This window comes from Pseudomonas sp. FG98 (assembly GCF_057808595.1).
The window spans coordinates 1-19,269 of record NZ_JBMDIJ010000098.1 but is presented as its reverse complement, the minus strand read 5'-3'; the positions used below and the strand labels follow the sequence as shown (position 1 = coordinate 19,269).

Sequence of the window (19,269 nt, the reverse complement as noted above, 5' to 3'; positions counted from 1 at the left end):
TGCAACAGATGTGGGAGCGGCTGTTAGCCGCGATGCGCCGCGCGGGCGGCGCTCGATCTTGAGGACGCTAGAGAAACACCGGCATGCGCCTGCCAGCCCTGACCCGGTGTCCCGACAAGCGCCCTATGGTCACCACGACATCAAAAAAGTTGTAGATACCCACGCAGCAATCAAATCATCAACTGCGACACCCGCCGCAAATTCTTGCAACAGATAGCCACACCCCCCTAGCATGGCCGTTTTGCCAAGGAACACGCCCCATGCTGGCTTCGCTGTTCGCCGTTCTGGCACCGGTTTTCATCGTCGCCGGCATCGGCTTTATCTGGGCGCGCCGCGGCAATGCCTACCCCACGGACTTTATCGCCAGCCTGGTGATGACCATCGGCACCCCGTCCCTGGTGCTGTCGACCCTGCACCGTACCCGCCTGGATCCCACCGCCTTCGCCAGCATGGCCCTGGCCTGCGTGTTGTGCATGCTGGCCATGGCCGTCATCGGTTATCTGGTCAGCCGCGCGTTTCGCCAGCACTGGCGGGTGCTGATGCCGGCGTTCATGTACCCCAACACCGGCAACATGGGCCTGCCGGTGGCGCTGTATGCCTTCGGTGACCAGGGCCTGGCCCTGGCGGTGGCGTTCTTCCTGACCCTGTCGAGCTTCCAGTTCACCCTCGGCATCGCCATTTCGGGCGGTGCGGCAAACCTGCGGTCGCTGGTGAAGAACCCCATCGTCATCAGCCTGGTGCTGGCCCTGCCGTTGATCTTCTTCGACCTGAAGCTGCCCTTGTGGCTGGGCAATACCGTCGACCTGCTGGGCGGCATGACCATCCCGCTGATGCTCCTGACCCTGGGCGTGTCCCTGGCCAGCATCCGCTTGAGCGACGTGGCCAGCGGCATGCTGATCGGTGCCCTGCGCATCGTTCTCGGTGCCGGGGTGGGTTGGGGCATCGGTGTGCTGCTCGACCTGCAAACCCTGGAGCGGGCGATCCTGGTGATGCAGTCGGCGATGCCGGTGGCGGTGTTCAACTACCTGCTGGCGGTGCGCGCCAACCGCTCGCCGGAGCAGGTGGCGAATGTGGTGATGTGCTCGACGGTGTTGTCGTTCGTGTGGCTGCCGGTGGTGCTGGCGGGGTGGATGTAAGGGGCTGGCTCAGGGGGTCTGTGCCGAGGCGATGATGTAGTCCGCCAGGCTTTTCACCGTGGGGTCCAGATGCAGGTTGGCCCTGTGGACCAGGCCGACGTCACGATGAAATCCATGCTCGCCAAGGTCCAGGGCGCGTACCCCTTTGGGCCAGGCACGGGTTTCAGGCACCAGGGCTACACCCAGGCCATTGGCGACCAACTGGATGATTGCTTCCTGCTCGTCAAGTTCGCATACCTCGCGCGGGGCGATGTGCAGTTGCCGGAGGAAGCGATCGACCTGGCGACCACCGAACGACGCGCGGTCGTAGCGGATGAACGGATGCTTGCCCAGCAGTTCGATCCAGTCTTCACCCTTGACGCTCGCCGGCACGATCAAGCGATAGGGTTCGCGGGCGAGGGTGGTCCAGGCCAGGTCGCTCTGCAACGAAAAGGGGGGACGGATGACGGCTGCCAGATCCAGCTCGCCGGCATCCACGAGGTTCACCAACTCCATCGACACCCCTGGCAGGACGCGGGTCCGGCACTGCGTGAACTCGCGATGAAAGCGGGTGAGAGCCATCGGCAACAGACTGCGTTGCACCGACGCGATGGCGCCGATACTGATCCGTGTCGACACCTGTGGACCTGTGGGTTGCGAGCCCAGCGTGCTGTACATCTGCAACAGTTCCTGCGCCTGCAACAGCAAGTGCTGACCCCGTTTGTTGAGGTGTGCGGCCCGTCCGGTGCGATCGAACACATCGAACCCCAATTCGGCTTCCAGGCGCTGCATCTGCGCGCTGACCGCTGCCTGGGTCAGGCCGATGCGCTGGCCGGCTGCGGCGAAGGTGCCCTCGCGGGCGACGGAGATGAAGGTCTTCAGCTCACGGATCATTCATAGATTTCCTTTGTGCTAACCGAAAAATCATATTGTTTTTTTTATTGAAAGCCGAGCCGTAGCATGGATTTCCGAGCGGCGAAGTCGCCACGCCGTCCTCGATAACAATATTGCCCTGGAGCGTCTGATGAGCCTTTCTCCTTTCCACCTGGCCATTCCGGTCTACGACCTGGCTGCGGCCCGTGCTTTCTATCGCGATGTGTTCGGCCTGGAAGAGGGGCGCTCGGCGGCCCAGTGGGTCGATTTCAATTTCTATGGTCACCAGTTGGTGATTCATGAGCATCCGAAAACCTCGTCCCAGGAAAGTGTGCACAGCAACCCGGTAGACGGCCACGACGTGCCCGTGCCGCACTTCGGCATCGTGTTGCAATGGGAGCAGTGGGAGGCCTTGGCAGAGCGACTGACCAGCGCAGGCACGCGGTTCGTGATCGAGCCCTATATCCGCTTCAAGGGCCAGGTGGGCGAGCAGGCCACCATGTTCCTCTTCGATCCGTGCGGCAACGCCCTGGAGTTCAAGGCGTTCAAGGACATTGGCCAGTTGTTCGCCAAGTAACGGCCTATGGCATCACTGACGGGCTTTGCCACTTGCGACGATGGCGTTACCCTGCGCCATCAGTCGTTTGCGAGAGCCCTGCCATGGAGCTGAAATTCAGTCACATCGACATCCTGGTCAACGACCTCGAAGCCGCCTGCACCCACTACGCCCGGGTGTTTTCGGCCAGGGTGTCGCGCCCCTTTACCTGGCAGCGCGACGGCCTGCACGTGCGCTATGCGGTGGTGCTGTTCGGCAGCGAGCGTTTCATCCTGGTCCAGCCGCTGGCCGGCAACCTGCTCGAACTGATGCAGCGCAGCGGCGAGGGCACCATCTACCGGCAGTGCTACACCACGCCGGATATCCTCGTCGCCTACGACGAACTGCTGGCCAAGGGCGAACAACCCGAGGACGAGAACGGCAAGCCGCTCGCTCGCGAGCAGCTTGATTCTCCGAGCGGGGTGCGGATCATCTGGCTGCCCAAGCGCTTCGGGCAGCTGTCCATCGAGATTCTCCAGGCCGATGAGCTGGAGCATTTTATCCAGAGTGCGTTTGCCATCTCGCCAGCGGAGCCGGATCGCGTCGATTAAGACCATTGGGGCCGCTTTGCGGCCACTACCACATCGTGGGAGCGAGCTTGCTCGCGAAGGGCTGCAAAGCAGCCCCAAAAAGTTATCAATCGGCTAGCCGACAGGCCTTTGATTACTGACTCTTGCGCCCGCCACCGTGGCTGTTCTGCCCGCCAAGCCGACCGGCCTCCGACGCGCGCTGGCGGTCGTTGGCGAAATTGCCACCGGACGCCTGCCCGCCCTTGCGGCCGGCCTCGGCCGCCTTCTGCCGGTCATTGGCGAAATTGCCCGGGTTGGAGTGCGCCGGTTTGCCCTGGTTATTGGCCATGGTCCTTCACCTCGTATCGGTTGCAGTGGGTACAGCAGTGAGTACATAGGTACGACGTGGCCTGTGGCGCAGGCGCTCAGTGCGATTCGCGGCGCGCCGACGAGTTGCCCTAAAGGTTGGCGGGCCAAGGGAAACGCCAGGACTGAATAATCACCTCAGGCACGGGCCGACCGCCGGCACAGACAACCCACGAATACCGCCGCAAACACCAGCACGATGGTCGGGGCGGGGGCGCTGTCGAGGAAGAACGACAGGTACACGCCAACCAGGGCACAACCCACCGCGATGGCCACGGCCAGCCACAGCATGGCGCCGAAGCGCCGGGTAAGCAGGGCGGCGATGGCTCCGGGGGCAATCAGCAGGGCAATCGCCAGGATCACGCCGGAGGCCTTGAGCGCACCGACCACGGCCAGGGAAATCAGGCAGAGCAGGCCATAGTGCAGCCAGCCGGTGCGCAAACCCACGGCGTGGGCCTGCACGGGATCGAAGGTGTACAGCATCAGGTCCTTCCATTTGCCGCCGACGATCAGCGCCGTGACCAGGGCAATGCCGGCGCACATGAGCAGGTCCTGGCCCGTGGTGCCGAGGATGTCGCCGAACAGGATGTGGTCCAGGTGCACGCTGGACTGGATCTTCACGTACAGCACCAGCCCCAGGCCGAACATGCCGGAATAGACGATACCCATCACCGTGTCGTGCTTGATCCGGCTGTTGGCCTTGAGAAACCCTGTGCTCACGGCGCAGAACATGCCGGCGGCGAAGGCGCCGATGACATAGGGAATCTGCACGATGTAGGCGATCACCACGCCGGGAAACACGGCATGGGCAATCGCATCGCCGAGCAGGGCCCAGCCCTTGAGCACGAGGAAGCATGAGAGCAGCGCCATGGGGATGGCGATGAGCACGGCGATCAGCATGGCGTTGACCATGAAGTCGAAACTGAACGGTTCCAGCAGCAGGTTCATGGCTGTGCCTCCAGGGCCTGGCGGCGGCGACGGCGGGCGGCCAGCAGGCCATGCTTGCGGGCGAAGACGAATACCAGCAGGAAGATCAGTGTTTGCAGGACCACGATGACCCCGCCAGTGGCACCATCCAGGTAGTAGCTGAACCAGGTGCCGAAGAAGCAGGTCAGGGTGCCGATGGCCACGGCGATGACCAGCAGGCGCGGAAAACGGTCGCTGAGCAGGTAGGCGGTGGCGCCGGGGGTGATCACCATGCAGATCACCAGGAACGCGCCGACGGTTTGCAACGCCGCGACCGTACAGGCCGAGAGCAGGGCGAAGAACAGCACCTTGAGGCGGGTCGGCTGGATACCCACGGCGCGGGCCTGGGTTTCGTCGAAGAAGGTCAGCATCAGGTCACGCCATTTGGCCAGCAGCACCACCAGGGTCACGCAGCCGATGATCGCCAGTTGCAGGGTGTCGCCGGGGGTGATGGCGAGGATATTGCCGAGCACGATGGTCTGGATGTTCACCGAGGTCGGCGACAGCGACACCATGAACAGGCCAAGGCCGAAGAACGAGGTGAAGATCATGCCGATCACCACGTCCTCCTTGAGTCGCGTACGCCGTTGCAGAAACAGCAGTGCCAGCGAAGCCAGTCCGCCGGCGAAGAACGCACCGAGGGAAAACGGCAGGCCGATCATGTAGGCGCCGGCCACGCCGGGCACGATGGAGTGGGACAGGGCATCGCCGATCAGCGACCAGCCCTTGAGCATCAGGTAGCAGGACAGAAAGGCACAGACACCGCCGACCAGGGCCGACACCCACATGGCGTTGCGCATGTAGCCGTAGGCGAAGGGTTCGAGCAACAGTTCAATCACGGGGCGCCTCGTCGTCAGTGCTGGACTCGCGCCGCGCCGGCAGGCCGTCACGCAGGATCAACGGACGCTCGTCGTCGCTGTACACGCTCACCGGCGGCCGGTCGCTGCCCTCCGTCTGCAGCAGGGCGAAGTGGCGCAGCACGCCGCCAAAGGCCCGTTCCAGGTTGTCGCGGGTATAGACTTCGTCGGTCGGTCCGCTGGCCAGCACGGTGCGCTTGATCAGCACCACGCGGTCGCAGAACTCCGGAACCGAACCGAGGTTGTGGGTGGACACCAGCATGATCCGGCCTTCGTCGCGCAGTTCGCGCAGCAACTGGATGATCTGGTCTTCGGTCTTCACATCGACGCCGGTGAAGGGCTCGTCGAGCAGGATGACCTGACTGTCCTGGGCCAGGGCGCGGGCCAGGAACACCCGCTTGCGCTGGCCGCCGGACAACTCGCCGATCTGGCGCTTGCGCAGCGCGCTCATATCGACCCGGGCCAGCGCCGCCTCCACCGCCGCATGGTCGGCCCGCCGCGCGATGCGCAACGGGCCCATGTGGCCATAGCGGCCCATCATCACCACATCTTCCACCAGTACCGGGAAGTCCCAGTCGACCTCTTCGGCCTGGGGCACATAGGCGGTCAGCTTGCGGCGCAGGGCCTGGTCGGCGGGCATGCCCATGACCGTGATGCGCCCCGAAGCCAGGCGCACCAGGCCCATGATCGCCTTGAACAAGGTCGACTTGCCCGAGCCGTTGACGCCCACCAGGGCGGTGATGGTGCCGGTCGGCAGTTCGAAGCTGGCGTCGTGCAGGGCGGTGTGGCCGTTACGGTAGGTGACCGTGGCGGTTTCGACCCGGATACCGCTGCCGGTCATCACCGGCTGGCTGAGGTTGTTCACTGTGCGCGGCCCTCGTTGAGGCCCTTGACCAGTGTCTGCGAGGTTACCCGCAGCAGGTCGAGGTAGGTGGGCACCGGCCCGTCCTCGGTGCTGAGGGAGTCGACGTAGAGCACGCCGCCATAGTGGGCGCCGGTTTCCCGGGCGACCTGGCGGGCCGGTTTGTCGGACACCGTGCTCTCGCTGAACACCGCCACGATGGCATTGGCCCTGACCGTATCGATGACGTTGCGCACCTGGTTCGGCGTGCCCTGCTGGTCGGCGTTGATCGGCCACAGGTACAGCTCTTTCAGGCCGAAGTCACGGGCCAGGTAGGAGAACGCCCCCTCACTGCTGACCAACCAGCGCTTGGGCTCCGGGATCTGCTCGATGTCGGCGCGGATTGGCGCGATGGTCGCCTCGATCCGTGCCTTGTAGGCCTCGGCGTTGCGTTGATAGGTGGCGGCATTGGCCGGGTCATGCTTGACCAGGGCGTCGCGGATGTTATCGACGTAGACCAGCGCGTTGCGCGGCGACATCCAGGCATGCGGGTTGGGTTTGCCGGTATACGGACCGGCGGCGATGCCCATCGGTTCGATGCCGCTGCTGACCACCACGCTCGGTACATCGCGCAGGCGCGAGAAGAACGGCTCGAACCACAGTTCCAGGTTCAGTCCGTTCCACAGGATCAGTTGGGCGCCCTGGGCGCGACGCAGGTCGCCAGGGGTGGGCGAGTAGTTGTGGATCTCGGCGCCGGGCTTGGTGATCGACTCTACCTGGGCGGCATCGCCTGCCACATTGCGCGCCATGTCGGCAATGATGGTGAAGGTGGTAACCACCTTGAACTTGTCTGCCGCAGCGGCGGGCAGGGCCAGCAGCAGGGTTGCCAGCGCGACGGTGACCAGGTGGGCCGCGAGCCTGCCGGGCTTGCTTGAATCGAACATTCGTCACTTCCGCATGAGTGCATTGAAGAAACGGCCATGTTCACGGTGGGTCTGCCAACTCTCTGGATGAAATCCGACGCTGCGGATTGCTGATTCTTACGCGGTGGCTGGACGTTGCGCAGTATGGGCGCGAGGGCTCGCGGATGGCAAATCCATCCGCGAGCCCGTGGTTCAGATGCGGAACTGCTTGACCAGCGCCCGCAGATGCCCCTCCAGCGCCGACAGGCTCTGCGCCGTCTGCGCGCCCTGGCGGGTCTGTTCGGCGACGCTGTCCACCGACTGGGCGATCTGGTGCACGCTGCGGTTGATCTCTTCGGCCACCGCGGTCTGCTCCTCGGCGGCGCTGGCGATCTGCGCGTTCATCGAGCTGATGGTACCGATCAGGCCGGCCATGGCATCCAGCGACACACCGGCCTCGCTGGCCTGGTCGCGGGTGCTGTCACCGGTTTCGCAGGAGTGGCGCATGGATTCCACCGCCGAATGAGTGCCGGCGGTGAGGCGGTCGATCATCACCTGGATTTCCTGGGTGCTCTGCTGGGTGCGGCTGGCCAGCCCGCGCACCTCGTCGGCGACCACGGCGAAACCACGCCCGGCTTCGCCGGCACGGGCCGCCTCGATCGCGGCGTTGAGGGCCAGCAGGTTGGTCTGCTCGGCGATGGAGCGGATCACCCCGAGCACGCCGACGATGGACTGCACGTCCTGCTGCAGGCTGTCCAGCGAGGTGCCGCTACCGCGGATGTTCTCCACCAGGGCATGGATGCGCTTGATGCTGCCGTCTACTACCTGCCGCGCCTGCTGGCCCTGGCTGTCGGTTTCCTGGGCGGCGTGGGCGGCGTTCTGCGCGCTGTGGGCGACTTCAAGGGCGGCGGCGGACATCTGGTTGATCGCCGTGGCCACCTGGGTGGTTTCGTGACGCTGTGCTTCCATCGCCGCTTCCGAACGGCGGCTCTGGCTTTCCACGTCCTGCACCAGGCTCGACAGCTCGCCGCTGGCTTCCACCACCTGGCGCACCAGGCCCTGGATCTTCTCGACGAAGCGGTTGAACGAGCCGGCCAGTTGGCCCAGTTCGTCATTGCCGGCGCGCAGGCGATGGGTCAGGTCGCCGTCGCCGTCGGCGATGGCGTCGAGGTTGTCCTTCATTGCCTTGAGCGGCTTGAGCAGGGTGTTGCTGAGCATCAAGCCGGCGACGCCGAGGATCACCAGCAGCACCGCGGCGATGGCCAGGATGCTGGTGAGGATCGAATCGATGCGCCGGTCGATTTCGGCGCGCAGCTCGCCGATGCGCAGCTCGATGTTGTCCAGGTTCACCGCGGTGCCGATGGCCATGTCCCATTTCGGCAGGTAGAAGCTGTAGGCCAGCTTGGGCACCTGCACGCTTTCGTTGCCGGGCAGCGGCGAGCTGTAGTTGACGTAGTGGCTGCCGTCCTTGGCCACCCGCACCAGCTCGCGGTTGATGAACACGCCGTTGACGTCCTTGCGGTCGCTGAGGTTCTTGCCCACGTCCACCGGGCTGTCGCCGCGGAACAGGCGGACCACGCTGGAGTCGTGGGCGAAGAAGTAGCCGTCCTTGCCGTACTTGATCTTCGACAGCAGGGCGATGGCCTCGGCGCGACTGGCCTGGTCGCCGGCGGGGGCGGCGTCGTACAGGGCCTGGACCGAGCCGACGGCGATCTGCATGTAGTGCTCCAGGCTTTGCCGGCTTTCATCGAGCAGGCGCTGGCGGGTTTCGCTGATTTCGTCTTCGGCGAGGTTGCGCAGGATGCGGTCGGCGGCGCCGCTGATAACCAGGGCAAAGACCAGGACGGGGAGTATGGCGAGCAACAGCAGTTTTGTTTTTAGAGTCAGCTGCATCTTCGGATTCCTCAGTGACACGGCACAAGGCGAGGGAGGGTTAAAGGATTCATCGGCCTGGTTCGGCAAAGCTGAAGGCCCGGATTGCCGTCACCGAAGTGTCATGAAACGAGAGGTAACATTCCTGCCATCAATTCGAAATGCCCCCTCGAGTGCCCACATGATCACCACCCAGGGCCACCAGCAGGACGCCGACCTCAACGGCCTGCTCTACGGATTCGTTTTCCGTCCCGGCCAGCCGGGTCGGGAAATCGACTCCAGCGAAGCCCGCGAGCTGTTGCTCGCCCCGCACGATCCCGAGACCTTCCTCTGGCTGCACATGAACCTCGCCCACGCCGCCTGCGAGCGCTGGATGAAGGGCAGCCTGGACCTGCCGGAAACCTTTTTCGCCACCTTGCGCGAAGGCTCGCGCTCGACCCGCATCGAGCACGCCGACACCGCCTTGCTCGCGGTGGTCAACGACGTGGTGTTCAACTTCGGCATGGTCTCGTCCGATGTCTCGACCCTGTGGGCCTGCGTGCGTCCGCGCCTGCTGGTCAGCGCGCGCCTGCAGCCGCTGCACTCGGTGGACCGCCTGCGTTCCTCGGTCAAGCGCGGCGAGCGCTTCAGTTCGACCATCGAGCTGCTGGTGCACCTGTTCGGTGACCAGGGCGACGTGCTGACGCAGATCGTTCGCGAAACCACAATGAACGTGGACCGCATCGAAGACCAGTTGCTGTCCCAGCGCCTCAGCGACAACCGCGCCGACCTCAGTGCCATGCGCCGCGTGCTGGTACGCCTGCAGCGCCTGCTGGCGCTGGAGCCGGGCTCGCTGCTGCGCCTGCTCAACCGGCCACCGGAGTGGCTGCAGGAGCAGGACATCCGCCAGTTGCGTGCGGCCACCGAGGAATTCTCGGTGATCATCAACGACCTCACTGCACTGGGCGAACGGATCAAGCTGTTGCAGGAAGAGATCGCCGCCAAGCTGACCGAGGAAAACAACCGCACCCTGTTCACCCTGACCGTGGTCACGGTGCTGGCCTTGCCGATCAACATCATTGCCGGTTTCTTCGGCATGAATGTGGGCGGGGTGCCGCTCTCGGACGACCCGAACGGGTTCTGGGTGCTGGTGGTGCTGGTGGCGAGCTTTACCTTGCTGGCGGGACGCTGGGCGTTTCGCAAGCGGGGGGATTACTGATTCTTGTGTTGTTTTCTCGGGCCTCATCGCTGTATGGGTATCTACACAACTTCAGATCAGCCACGAAGCCACAGGTCGCCGAGTACCTGTGGGGCTGTTAACCGCGATTGGGCGCGAAGCGGCCATAAAACCGGTGCCCTCGGTGTGTCAGGCAGATCTGGGACTTAGGTTTTACGACGGCTTTGCGGCCAATCGCGGCTAACAGCCGCTCCCACAAGGTCCGTGTTGTACCTGATAGAGATGTGTAGATACCCATGCTCATCGCTGGCAAGCCAGCTCCCACAGTTTCAGCAGTGCATGCAATCCCTGTGGGAGCTGGCTTGCCAGCGATGAGGCCCTGAAGAACACCACAAAAAACTCAATAAATCTCCGGCACGATCAACCCATCCGGCGTCGGCGTCCGGCTGTAGTCGGCCTGGCGCACCCGCTGCGGCAGCGACACCGCCGGCGCCTCGACTTCCTCATAAGGCACCTGGGCCAGCAGGTGACTGATGCAGTTGAGCCGCGCCTTCTTCTTGTCGTCGGCCTGCACCACCCACCAGCGCGCTTCCTCGATATGGGTGCGTTCGAGCATGATTTCCTTGGCCTTGGTATAGGCCTCCCAGCGCCGCCGCGATTCCAGGTCCATCGGGCTGAGCTTCCATTGCTTGAGCGGGTCGTGGATGCGGCTGAGGAAGCGCAGGTTCTGCTCCTGGTCGGAAATCGAGAACCAGTACTTGATCACCTTGATCCCGGAACGTACCAGCATGCGTTCGAACTCCGGCACGCTGCGGAAGAATTCCTCGTACTGCTCGTCGTTGCAGAAGCCCATGACCCGCTCGACCCCGGCACGGTTGTACCAGCTGCGATCGAACAGGGCGATCTCGCCGGCGGCCGGCAGGTGCGGTACGTAGCGCTGGAAATACCACTGGGTCTGCTCGCGGTCGTTCGGCGCCGGCAGCGCGACCACCCGGCATACCCGCGGGTTGAGGCGCTGGGTGATGCGCTTGATCACGCCGCCTTTGCCGGCGGCATCGCGGCCTTCGAAGATGATCACGATCTTCTGCCCGGTCTTCACCACCCAGCTTTGCAGTTTCACCAGCTCGCCCTGGAGACGGAACAGCTCGCGGAAGTACAGGCGGCGCGCTTCCTTCTCCGGACTGTCCGGGGTGTGCTGGTCGAACAGTTCGTCCAGGTTGGCAAGGTCGTCGGCCAGCTCCAGTTCGAGCTCTTCGTCGCTATGGTCGACCAGCTCATCGTAGATGCGCTGGATCAGGGGGGCATCGGTCATCACCATGATGGGGCTCGTCGAATAAGGGTGAGACCGATGTTAGCCGCGCTGCGTGGCAGGCAAGTGACACTACTGCAAGGGCACGTAGATATCGGTTTCCCATTGCTCCAGCGGGGTCTGCGGGAACACGCTGAGGTAATGGAAGAACAGCGGCTGGTCGCGCAGTTCTTCGCCGCTGGCCGGCAGCCAGTCGCGGTAGACCGGGTAGATGGTCTCGCCGATATGGTCCGGAGAGCCGTGATGACGGACTACCGCATAGCGACCGCCGGCGATTTGCAACTCACCGACGCCGAAATCGTTAGGCCTGACCGCCTCCTCGATCTCGCCGCAGACGGCGAAGCGGAACTCCTCCGGTGGGGTGGTATCCGGGTTGTTGAACGGAATGCCGAAGGTGCGGCTCGACGCCACCGGCGACTGGCCGCTGTGCAGGCGCCAGTCGATGAAGCGGCGCACCGTGTCCTGGACAAGGCCGGGCGGGCCCAGGTGTTCCAGGGTGGCGACGCGGACTTCGGCGAATTCGACGATCTTCACTTGCATGCTGATGTTCCTCGAAAAGTGGGGGATGGCGAACACCGCATTCCACACCTGCCATTCCGGTTGCTGGCGAAAGGCGCTGGGGCTGGTGCCGAAATCCCGGCGAAAGGCCCGACTGAAGGCCTCGGGACTATCGAACCCGGCGTCCAGCGCTGCCTCCAGCACCGAATATTCCGCCTGCCCGGCCAGCCGCCGCGCCGCCCGGCGCAGGCGCATCAGTTGCACATAGCGGGCAACCGGCACGCCGACGAAGGCGCTGAACTGGCGGTGGAAATGGTAGGTCGAGAAATGCGCCACCTGGCTCAGGGTCTTCACCGACAGGTCGCCTTCGAGGTTGGCATCGATATAGGCGAGGACGGCGGCGAAACGGGCGGCGTAGGGGCTGGGCATCTTCGGTTCCGGGTGGTGTGGCTTGCGATGGGCACAGGTTGGGGGATTTCGAGAAGGGCAGCCTAGCCGCAATTGCTGTCGTTGGTGAGGGCCTCATCGCTGCCTGGGGTATCTACAAGTCTTTGACAGGCCGTAGCCACAAAGCGTTTGTCTGGATACCGGGTGATGGCTGACAGGTACATACCTATGTTTGTCTAGCGGCCATGAGATCGAGTGCCGTCCACGATGCGCCAGCGGGCGGCGCTCGATCTCAAGGGGACCGCAAGGATCAATACAAGCGCATGGCAGCCTTGCTGCGATCTCCAGCCAAGCGCCCATGCCCAAAAGATGTGTAGATACCTATACCTATCGCTGGCAAGCCAGTCCCCAACAACGCGATGATCTGAAGGAGCACACCTAGCTCTTGCCGCAGCTCGCCGAGACGCTTTTCGGTAGCGGTCAAGTGGCTGCCATCGAACGTTCGGATTTGCCAATCGGTAAGCGTGGCTGAACAGCCAAACTCATGGGTTGTTAGTACTAAGCGTTGCTCAGTCTGCCACCAGAGCACATAACAGGGCAGATTCGGTTTGAGCTACTAGGCTGATGGGATGTATTGCAGCATGCAGCGATTTTTAAAGCTCAATGCAACAAGTGACATGAATTTGACGGTGGCCGAGAATAGCAATTCGCGAGAATACTATCGTTGCCTGTGGTTCTCGAAGTCTGATTGATTCACTCCAGCACAACGCCTGCTCCAAGTTGATTTTGGTTATTATGCTGACGAGGGCTCGAATTGAGCCAATACATGAGTCCAGTGACTCGATGTCTTCTTGACTGAACTTCAGTAAATTCTATCGAGGGCTTTTTAGCAGTAAGGGGCTTAAAGCTGAATCTGATTCCCTATTAATAAGTGCGTCTTGTATTTTGTTCGCACTTGCACGGGGTTTGGGTTTTTTGGGAGTGTCTCATTGGCTGGAAGTGATAATTAGTTCTCTTTGTTTCTGGCTTCGGCGGACTTGGTTTTATCAATACCCCAAACTGCTTTTGCTACATCTTCAATTTTTGCGATGAACTTGTCTACGTTCAGGCCGGCAATGAAGGCTAGAGCGAAAAAACCAATTTCAGTTGCATCTGCGTTGGATTTTGACTCGAGTATCAGTAGCCCAGCTTTTAGGAATAGATAGCTTACAGATCCGGAGATTGTGCTGGCTATAGGGCGCAAAAAATACCAAATGTGCCAAGCTGAGTCCCATTGTTTGTATACGCATTTATTTATGTAGATTGCACGGATGCAATAAAGGCAGCCGCCAATTGAAGCGATCGCTCCGCACATCAAGGGAAGCCTCACCGCCTCATATGGAGGCGGCAGCCAACCTAATGTCATTGCCCCCAGAGAGTAGGTTGCAACGAAAAGCAAAGCTAGAAGGTAAACGGTGATAAAAAGTATCATTGCGCTTGCTACTGCTCTTGCTCGGCAGGATAAGATATTTGAGGGATTGAGCTATAGCCTTCTCGTTGTGTTCCCTCAGTCCAAAGAAGGTCTCTTCCTTCGGTAGCAGCAAAATGAGCTCCGCGATGAAGCATGGCTCGTATGACAGATTTTCTTGGATGATCTTCATCTGCTTTCGCCGAACTGCAGACCGCCGACCAGTTTGTGTTCTCAGGCATGGTGTCAGCGATCTCACCTAACCATCGATTAAGTACTGCAGTTGAAACATTATGGCGCCCGCCATGATGAGGAACTTGGAAGAGGCTTATTCCAGGGAGGGTATATCCCATGGATAATAAGAAATCTGCTGCTTCTGTTAAACCGTCTCGACCAGTATCACCTGTAAGTAGAATTTTCTTCTGGTTTGCTGTGGTGAACTGCACAATACTCATTTCATTTTCGCTGCTAGTGCCACTTGGCGGAAAGTATTCGTCGCCCCAGGCTGATTTTGCTAAGTTAGCAGCAGCGCGAGCAACAGACTTGAAAATTCCTTCGAGAGACTCTGCAAATGTATGCTCCGCCTCGGGGGTTTTCTCGGACTCTACTACTAAGTCAAGGTATCGTGATCGCGATGGGGTGAGTATTGTAAAAATACCGATGTTTGCACCCTGAAAAGCTTCACAGATATGTATGCCTTTTTCTAGTGCAATGTCCTCGAGAGCGGCAGAGGCAGAATATATTTCCCGTAGCTTTCTACGGAGATGCTCTACAGAGTTGTAGGTTGAGAATCGGTCGATTAATTCGTCAGCGTAAAGCCAAGGGCGATTCATCCATAATGTACTAACTTCGCAGTTTTCAAGTACTGCCCTTAGGCCGTTTGCATGATCTCTGTCAGGGTGAGTGAGTACTACGTGGTCGATACGCTTCGTTGCATAATTTTTTTCAATATGAGCAACAATTTTTTCGCCGGTCTCTATGTAACCGCCGTCAATAACATGAACTTTGAATATTCCTGTAAGTGGGTCGGGGTAGCGAAGTGTAATAGCATCTCCACTTTTGCTGGTTTCAACTCCGAGAAAATCGATCTCTATACTATTGACCACGTCCATGTGCCTCGATTTGTATTTTGATGGCATGTGGCCACTTCTCGTGGGCTTTGTCAATGGAAATTTGGTTTTGGTGAGTCATTAGTTTTCCTAGTCTATTGGTTGGTTATAGTTCAAAGCTTTCGTTTGGGATTGCTGAATAGTCAGGGCAATCTCTTTCAGATCATGCTTTTAGGTGAGGGTGTTACTAGTTTTGTGAGCATAAGCCTGGCTCGCTTAGCGCGTAGCATCGCGCTGTCATCTGACGAATGGTTCGTCTATTAATCCCTCGATTGGACCTTCCTCAACCCACCCCCAACGCCTATCCTCCCGCCCTTTTATTCGATCAGGTTTCCATGGACTCCCTCTGGCTCATCATCATCTTCGGCGCCGCCCTGGCCGGCTTCGTCCAGGGCCTGTCCGGCTCCAACTTCGGCCTGGTGGCCATGGCCGTCTGGGCCTGGGCCTTGCCGCCGAACCTGACCGGGCCGCTGGTGGTCTGCGGTTCGCTGGTGGGCCAGGTGCTGGCCGCGCGCACCTTGCGCCGTGGCCTGAAGCGCGAGCACCTGCTGCCGATGGTGATCGGCGGCCTGATCGGCGTGCCCCTTGGAGTAATGCTGCTGCACCAGCTCGACCCGCTGCTGTTCCGCCTGCTGGTGGGTATCGTCCTGGCCTTGTGGTGTCCGTTGATGCTGTTTTCGTCCAGCCTGCCGCGCCTGCGTATCGGCGGTGCCGGAGCCGATGCCGCCGTGGGTGTATTGGGCGGGGTGATGGGCGGTCTTGGCGGCCTGACCGGCCCGGCCACGGCGCTGTGGTCGGTGCTCAAGGGCTGGGACCGCGACACCCAGCGCTCGGTGATCCAGGGCTTCAACCTGGCGATGCAGTTGCTGACGATGATCACCTACCTGGTTTCCGGCACCGTCACCGGCGAAGCCCTGGGCCTGTTCCCGCTGGTGACCCTCAGCGTGCTCCTGCCGACCCTGTTCGGTGTGCGCTTGTACCGGCGTTTCAGTGACGTGGCGTTCCGCCGGGTGGTGCTGGGGTTGCTGGCGCTGGCCGGGGTTCTGCTGATCGCCCAGTCGCTGCCGCACTTCCTCTAACGTGCTTCGACCGGTACGCCGAGCCCCACCTTCACATTGCCCATCGACACCAGGGTCTTGAAGCGCTTGACGTTGTTGCTTTCGAAGAACAGCGTCCGCGTCAGTTCGGTGTACTGCTCCATGTTTCGCACCGCCATGATCAGCACGAAGTCGCATTCCCCGGCCACGTAGTAGCACTGCTGCACCTGCGGGCAGGCGAGGAAGGTGCGCTTCATGGCGTCGAGCAGGTCGAGGCGTTCGTTCTCCACTTCCACTTCGGTGATCACCGTCAGGCCATAGCCCAGCGCCACCGGGTCGACCAGGGCCACGGTGCGGCGCACCACGCCATCGGCATTGAGCTTTTTCAGGCGGCGATTGACTGCGGCGGGGGACAGGTTGACCCGGGCGCCGAGGTCCTGCTGCGAGGTGGTGGCGTCCTGCTGCACGGCGTCGAGCAGGGCGAGGTCGAATGAATCCAGGCTCATGGCGGCGGATTTCCTGATGGGGCGCAAAGACGGAATAAAAATTCATTTGCAGGCCGAAAATCAAGAAATAACTGCACCGCCCTGCAATAGCATTTACCTCATCGACCAATAGCCACGGAGTACCTTGATGAACCTTCAGCTCGACGGCGCGCTGCTGCTGGAACAGATCCGCCTGCTCGGCGAACTGGGTGCCGATCCGGTGCATGGAGGCCGGACCCGTATCGCCCTGAGCGACGCGGAAAAGGCCGGGCGCGACCAGTTGGTGGCCTGGATGAAGGCCCTCGACCTGGAGGTGCGCATCGACCGCATCGGCAATATCTTCGGCACCTTGCCCGCGGCCTCGGGCACAGGCCTGGCGCCGCTGATGATGGGCTCGCATATCGACACCGTGACCAACGCCGGCGCTCTTGATGGCTGCTACGGCGTGCTCGCCGGGCTGGCGGTGGTCCGTGCCTACCGGGATGCCGGTGTGCTGCCGTCGCGGCCGATCACCGTCGCCGCCTTCACCAACGAGGAGGGTGTGCGCTACCAGCCGGACATGATGGGCTCGCTGGTCTATGCCGGTGGCCTGGACCTGCAGCAGGCGCTGGACACCATCGGTACCGACGGCACCCGCCTGGGTGACGAACTGGCCCGCATCGGTTATGCCGGCGACCTGCAACCCGGTGCCATCGTCCCCCATGAGTACCTCGAACTGCATATCGAGCAAGGTCCGATCCTTGAAGCCGAGGGCATCCAGATCGGCGTGGTGGAAAACCTCCAGGGTATTTCCTGGCAGCAGGTTACGGTGCAGGGCAATGCCAACCATGCCGGCACCACGCCGACCCACCTGCGTCACGACGCCGGGTATGTGGCCTGTGCGGCGGTAAACGAGGCCCGGGCCATTGCCCGCGACTCTGCCGGAACCACCCTGGCCACTACCGGTTGCATCGCCTTCGAGCCCAACGTGATCAATGTGATCCCGCGCAAGGCGGTGTTCACCGTCGACCTGCGCGACCCCGACGAAGCCCGGCTGCAACAGGCCGAGCAACGTTTCGCCGCGTTCCTCGAACGGATCGCGGTGGAGGAGGGGGTGAAGATCTCCAGCGAGCGCCTGGTGCGTTTCGAACCGGTGATCTTCGACGCCACCCTGGCCGGGCAGATCGAGGCCAGTGCCATCCGCCTCGACCTGAGCCATCGGCGCATGACCTCGGGAGCCGGCCACGATGCACAGATGATCGCGCGCATCGCCCCGGCGGCGATGATCTTCGTGCCCAGCCGTGGCGGGATCAGCCACAACCCGCGCGAGCACACCGATGACGCGCAGTTGGTGATGGGCGCCGAAGTTCTTCTGGACGTGGTCGCCCGCCGACTCGCCTGACCCCTTTTAAAACGCCAACGCCGATGCCACACGCCATCGGTGACGGCCCCCCTTTACCTGATGGAGACCGCAATGCTGCTAGCCAACCGCAACGCCAGCCGTATCCCGTATCCCGATGACCTGCGCGAGATCATGAGCATCGCCACGGCCCACCAGAGCCGCGACTGGCTGGCCCACTGGTCCGGCCTCAACCGCGGCGCCACGCCGCTGTACAACCTGCCCGACCTGGCTGCCGAACTGGGCGTGGGCCAGTTGCTGGTCAAGGATGAATCGCAGCGCTCGTCGCTGGGCAGTTTCAAGGCGCTTGGTGCGCCCATTGCCCTGGTGCGCCTGATCCTGCGCCGCTTCCCCGAGCACAACTTCAATGTCGCCGCACTGCTGCGCGGCGAGCATGCCGAGGCCCTGGCCGGCTTCACCGTGATCAGCGCCACCGACGGCAACCATGGCCGCGCCCTGGCCGCCGCCGCGCAGACCCTCGGCTGCCGCTGCGTGATCGTCCTGCACGCCAACGTCAGCGTCGAGCGGGAACAGGCCATCGCCGACTATGGCGCCGAGATCGTGCGGATCAGCGGCAACTATGACGAGTCGGTGGAGGAAGCTGCGGCCCTGGCTTTCCGCAATGGCTGGCTGGTGGTGTCCGACACCTCATATGACGGCTACGAGGAGATCCCCCGCGATGTGATGCAGGGCTACGGCACCATCGCCGCCGAGATCGTCGAGGCCCACGCCCAGGGCTTTACCCATGTCTTCCTGCAGGGTGGCGTCGGCGGCCTGGCAGCGGGGATCGCCAGCTACCTGTGGGAGTTGCACGGTGAACAGCGACCGACCTTCGTCGTGGTCGAGCCGGCCCAGGCCGACTGCCTGTACCAGAGCGCCCTGGCCGGGCGGGCAGCGAAGGCCAGCGGCTCGGTGGATTCGGTCATGGCCGGCCTGGCCTGCGGGGAAACCTCGCCGCTGGCGTGGAAGTTCCTGCAGCCCAGCGTGGACTTTTTCATGACCTTGCATGACGACGATGCGGTGCTGGTGATGCGTCGGCTGGCTGCCGGCAGTGAACGGGATATTCCGCTTGAGGCCGGTGAGTCGGCGGTGGCCGGACTGGCGGCCTTGCAGCGTCTGGCCAGGGCGCCGCAGCAGGCGGCCGAACTGGGCCTGGGCGCCGGCTCACGGGTATTGCTGATCAGTACCGAAGGCGCCACTGCGCCGGGTGTGTATGCCGAGCTGGTAGGGGAATCCGCCGAATCGGTCCTGGCCCGCCAGCGTGAGTGGTTGGCCGGGGTTTGAACACAGTTTTCTGATCCTGCTCGGCAGCGATGAGACCAGGCCTGACACCATCTTTTTCAATGCCGGCCAAATCGCTGGCAAGCCAGCTCCCACAGGGTCCGCGTCGAGCACAGGTGTTGTGGCTGGCCCGGAACCCTGTGGGAGTTGGCGTTGCCGACGATGAGGCCGTCAGCCTCGACATCGATCTTGCTGGACTGTGTTGTTCTGGCGGGCATCATCGCTGGCAATGCCAGCTCCCACAGGGACCGCGTCGAGCACAGATACTGTGGCTGGCCCAGAACCC

General features: G+C 62.1%; 19 protein-coding genes and 3 pseudogenes. 7 read left to right on the top strand and 15 right to left on the bottom strand.

The window, feature by feature from the left end:
* The first annotated feature begins 260 nt into the window (after positions 1–260).
* On the top strand, positions 261–1,136 hold the full coding sequence (locus tag ACODSK_RS29230) for an AEC family transporter (protein WP_489021148.1): 876 nt from the start codon (positions 261–263) through the stop codon (positions 1,134–1,136).
* A gap of 9 nt (positions 1,137–1,145) precedes the next feature.
* Here ACODSK_RS29230 and ACODSK_RS29225 read toward each other — a convergent pair whose 3' ends face one another.
* Complete coding sequence (locus tag ACODSK_RS29225) at positions 1,146–2,009, bottom strand: LysR family transcriptional regulator (protein ID WP_489021146.1); 864 nt, start codon at positions 2,007–2,009, stop codon at positions 1,146–1,148.
* A 130-nt stretch (positions 2,010–2,139) separates the two neighbouring features.
* On the opposite strand from ACODSK_RS29225, the gene ACODSK_RS29220 reads away from it, so the two are divergent.
* Together ACODSK_RS29220 and ACODSK_RS29215 are read left to right on the top strand one after the other, a co-directional pair.
* Positions 2,140–2,565: a VOC family protein gene (locus ACODSK_RS29220; RefSeq protein WP_489021145.1), complete on the top strand. Its 426-nt coding sequence runs from the start codon at positions 2,140–2,142 to the stop codon at positions 2,563–2,565.
* 83 nt (positions 2,566–2,648) lie between these two features.
* Positions 2,649–3,134 (top strand): VOC family protein, encoded by a 486-nt coding sequence (locus tag ACODSK_RS29215; RefSeq protein WP_489021144.1) that lies wholly within the window; start codon positions 2,649–2,651, stop codon positions 3,132–3,134.
* Between the two features lie 112 nt (positions 3,135–3,246).
* Here the strand turns inward: ACODSK_RS29215 and ACODSK_RS29210 are convergent.
* The 7 genes and pseudogenes from ACODSK_RS29210 to ACODSK_RS29180 form a co-directional block, all read right to left on the bottom strand.
* A pseudogene (locus tag ACODSK_RS29210) lies at positions 3,247–3,405 on the bottom strand (con-10 family general stress protein); the annotation flags it as partial.
* Positions 3,406–3,596: 191 nt separating this feature from the next.
* Positions 3,597–4,406, bottom strand: a complete 810-nt coding sequence (locus ACODSK_RS29205) for a metal ABC transporter permease (protein ID WP_489021142.1) — start codon at positions 4,404–4,406, stop codon at positions 3,597–3,599.
* Positions 4,403–5,263 (bottom strand): metal ABC transporter permease, encoded by an 861-nt coding sequence (locus ACODSK_RS29200; RefSeq protein WP_489021140.1) that lies wholly within the window; start codon positions 5,261–5,263, stop codon positions 4,403–4,405. Before ACODSK_RS29200 ends, ACODSK_RS29205 begins: the two co-directional genes overlap by 4 nt.
* Positions 5,256–6,146, bottom strand: coding sequence for a manganese/iron ABC transporter ATP-binding protein (locus ACODSK_RS29195; RefSeq protein WP_489021138.1), 891 nt, complete (start codon positions 6,144–6,146; stop codon positions 5,256–5,258). The genes ACODSK_RS29200 and ACODSK_RS29195 overlap by 8 nt, the downstream gene beginning before the upstream one ends.
* On the bottom strand, positions 6,143–7,066 hold the full coding sequence (locus ACODSK_RS29190) for a metal ABC transporter substrate-binding protein (RefSeq protein WP_489021136.1): 924 nt from the start codon (positions 7,064–7,066) through the stop codon (positions 6,143–6,145). The genes ACODSK_RS29195 and ACODSK_RS29190 overlap by 4 nt, the downstream gene beginning before the upstream one ends.
* A gap of 171 nt (positions 7,067–7,237) precedes the next feature.
* Entirely contained in the window at positions 7,238–7,993 is a 756-nt protein-coding gene (locus ACODSK_RS29185; RefSeq protein WP_489021150.1) for a methyl-accepting chemotaxis protein, read from the bottom strand.
* Positions 7,994–8,095: 102 nt separating this feature from the next.
* Positions 8,096–8,917: pseudogene (locus ACODSK_RS29180) on the bottom strand (cache domain-containing protein); the annotation flags it as partial.
* Positions 8,918–9,077: 160 nt separating this feature from the next.
* Between ACODSK_RS29180 and ACODSK_RS29175 the strand changes: the two are divergent.
* Positions 9,078–10,094 (top strand): transporter, encoded by a 1,017-nt coding sequence (locus ACODSK_RS29175; RefSeq protein ID WP_489021134.1) that lies wholly within the window; start codon positions 9,078–9,080, stop codon positions 10,092–10,094.
* Positions 10,095–10,452: 358 nt separating this feature from the next.
* Here ACODSK_RS29175 and ppk2 read toward each other — a convergent pair whose 3' ends face one another.
* The 5 genes and pseudogenes from ppk2 to ACODSK_RS29150 all read right to left on the bottom strand — a co-directional run bounded on the left by ppk2 (position 10,453) and on the right by ACODSK_RS29150 (position 14,805).
* The gene (ppk2, locus tag ACODSK_RS29170; protein ID WP_489021132.1) at positions 10,453–11,364 is read right to left on the bottom strand and encodes a polyphosphate kinase 2; all 912 of its coding nucleotides are present in this window, start codon (positions 11,362–11,364) and stop codon (positions 10,453–10,455) included.
* 69 nt (positions 11,365–11,433) lie between these two features.
* Complete coding sequence (locus ACODSK_RS29165) at positions 11,434–12,288, bottom strand: AraC family transcriptional regulator (protein WP_489021130.1); 855 nt, start codon at positions 12,286–12,288, stop codon at positions 11,434–11,436.
* Positions 12,289–12,682: 394 nt separating this feature from the next.
* A pseudogene (locus tag ACODSK_RS29160) lies at positions 12,683–13,069 on the bottom strand (IS4 family transposase); the annotation flags it as partial.
* Between the two features lie 183 nt (positions 13,070–13,252).
* A complete protein-coding gene (locus tag ACODSK_RS29155; RefSeq protein ID WP_489021128.1) occupies positions 13,253–13,717 on the bottom strand; it encodes a hypothetical protein in 465 nt (154 codons plus the stop codon).
* Positions 13,718–13,725: 8 nt separating this feature from the next.
* Positions 13,726–14,805: a ComEC/Rec2 family competence protein gene (locus ACODSK_RS29150; protein WP_489021126.1), complete on the bottom strand. Its 1,080-nt coding sequence runs from the start codon at positions 14,803–14,805 to the stop codon at positions 13,726–13,728.
* Positions 14,806–15,137: 332 nt separating this feature from the next.
* Between ACODSK_RS29150 and ACODSK_RS29145 the strand changes: the two genes are divergently transcribed.
* Positions 15,138–15,881, top strand: a complete 744-nt coding sequence (locus tag ACODSK_RS29145) for a sulfite exporter TauE/SafE family protein (protein ID WP_489021125.1) — start codon at positions 15,138–15,140, stop codon at positions 15,879–15,881.
* On the opposite strand, the gene ACODSK_RS29140 is transcribed toward ACODSK_RS29145, so the two are convergent.
* Positions 15,878–16,345, bottom strand: coding sequence for an Lrp/AsnC family transcriptional regulator (locus ACODSK_RS29140; RefSeq protein ID WP_489021123.1), 468 nt, complete (start codon positions 16,343–16,345; stop codon positions 15,878–15,880). The genes ACODSK_RS29145 and ACODSK_RS29140 overlap by 4 nt on opposite strands.
* 127 nt (positions 16,346–16,472) lie before the next feature.
* On the opposite strand from ACODSK_RS29140, the gene ACODSK_RS29135 reads away from it, so the two are divergent.
* Together ACODSK_RS29135 and ACODSK_RS29130 are read left to right on the top strand one after the other, a co-directional pair.
* Positions 16,473–17,705 carry a Zn-dependent hydrolase gene (locus tag ACODSK_RS29135; protein ID WP_489021121.1) on the top strand — a complete coding sequence of 411 codons (1,233 nt, stop codon included), beginning with the start codon at positions 16,473–16,475 and terminating at the stop codon, positions 17,703–17,705.
* A 72-nt stretch (positions 17,706–17,777) separates the two neighbouring features.
* A complete protein-coding gene (locus tag ACODSK_RS29130) occupies positions 17,778–18,986 on the top strand; it encodes a diaminopropionate ammonia-lyase (RefSeq protein WP_489021120.1) in 1,209 nt (402 codons plus the stop codon).
* 56 nt (positions 18,987–19,042) lie between these two features.
* Here ACODSK_RS29130 and ACODSK_RS29125 read toward each other — a convergent pair.
* Positions 19,043–19,269, bottom strand: a 227-nt coding sequence (locus ACODSK_RS29125; protein WP_489021118.1) for a hypothetical protein, incomplete at its 5' end; no start/stop codon positions are given.

Bases quoted from the DNA above. Each gene is read 5' to 3' on its own strand.
- ppk2 (WP_489021132.1), bottom strand. From the start codon at position 11,364: ATGACCGATGCCCCCCTGATCCAGCGCATCTACGATGAGCTGGTCGAC.
- ACODSK_RS29225 (WP_489021146.1), bottom strand. From the start codon at position 2,009: ATGATCCGTGAGCTGAAGACCTTCATCTCCGTCGCCCGCGAGGGCACC.
- ACODSK_RS29140 (WP_489021123.1), bottom strand. From the start codon at position 16,345: ATGAGCCTGGATTCATTCGACCTCGCCCTGCTCGACGCCGTGCAGCAG.
- ACODSK_RS29215 (WP_489021144.1), top strand. From the start codon at position 2,649: ATGGAGCTGAAATTCAGTCACATCGACATCCTGGTCAACGACCTCGAA.
- ACODSK_RS29130 (WP_489021120.1), top strand. From the start codon at position 17,778: ATGCTGCTAGCCAACCGCAACGCCAGCCGTATCCCGTATCCCGATGAC.
- ACODSK_RS29190 (WP_489021136.1), bottom strand. From the start codon at position 7,066: ATGTTCGATTCAAGCAAGCCCGGCAGGCTCGCGGCCCACCTGGTCACC.
- ACODSK_RS29135 (WP_489021121.1), top strand. From the start codon at position 16,473: ATGAACCTTCAGCTCGACGGCGCGCTGCTGCTGGAACAGATCCGCCTG.
- ACODSK_RS29205 (WP_489021142.1), bottom strand. From the start codon at position 4,406: ATGAACCTGCTGCTGGAACCGTTCAGTTTCGACTTCATGGTCAACGCC.
- ACODSK_RS29220 (WP_489021145.1), top strand. From the start codon at position 2,140: ATGAGCCTTTCTCCTTTCCACCTGGCCATTCCGGTCTACGACCTGGCT.
- ACODSK_RS29165 (WP_489021130.1), bottom strand. From the start codon at position 12,288: ATGCCCAGCCCCTACGCCGCCCGTTTCGCCGCCGTCCTCGCCTATATC.
- ACODSK_RS29230 (WP_489021148.1), top strand. From the start codon at position 261: ATGCTGGCTTCGCTGTTCGCCGTTCTGGCACCGGTTTTCATCGTCGCC.
- ACODSK_RS29150 (WP_489021126.1), bottom strand. From the start codon at position 14,805: ATGGACGTGGTCAATAGTATAGAGATCGATTTTCTCGGAGTTGAAACC.
- ACODSK_RS29155 (WP_489021128.1), bottom strand. From the start codon at position 13,717: ATGATACTTTTTATCACCGTTTACCTTCTAGCTTTGCTTTTCGTTGCA.
- ACODSK_RS29145 (WP_489021125.1), top strand. From the start codon at position 15,138: ATGGACTCCCTCTGGCTCATCATCATCTTCGGCGCCGCCCTGGCCGGC.
- ACODSK_RS29185 (WP_489021150.1), bottom strand. From the start codon at position 7,993: ATGGAAGCACAGCGTCACGAAACCACCCAGGTGGCCACGGCGATCAAC.
- ACODSK_RS29175 (WP_489021134.1), top strand. From the start codon at position 9,078: ATGATCACCACCCAGGGCCACCAGCAGGACGCCGACCTCAACGGCCTG.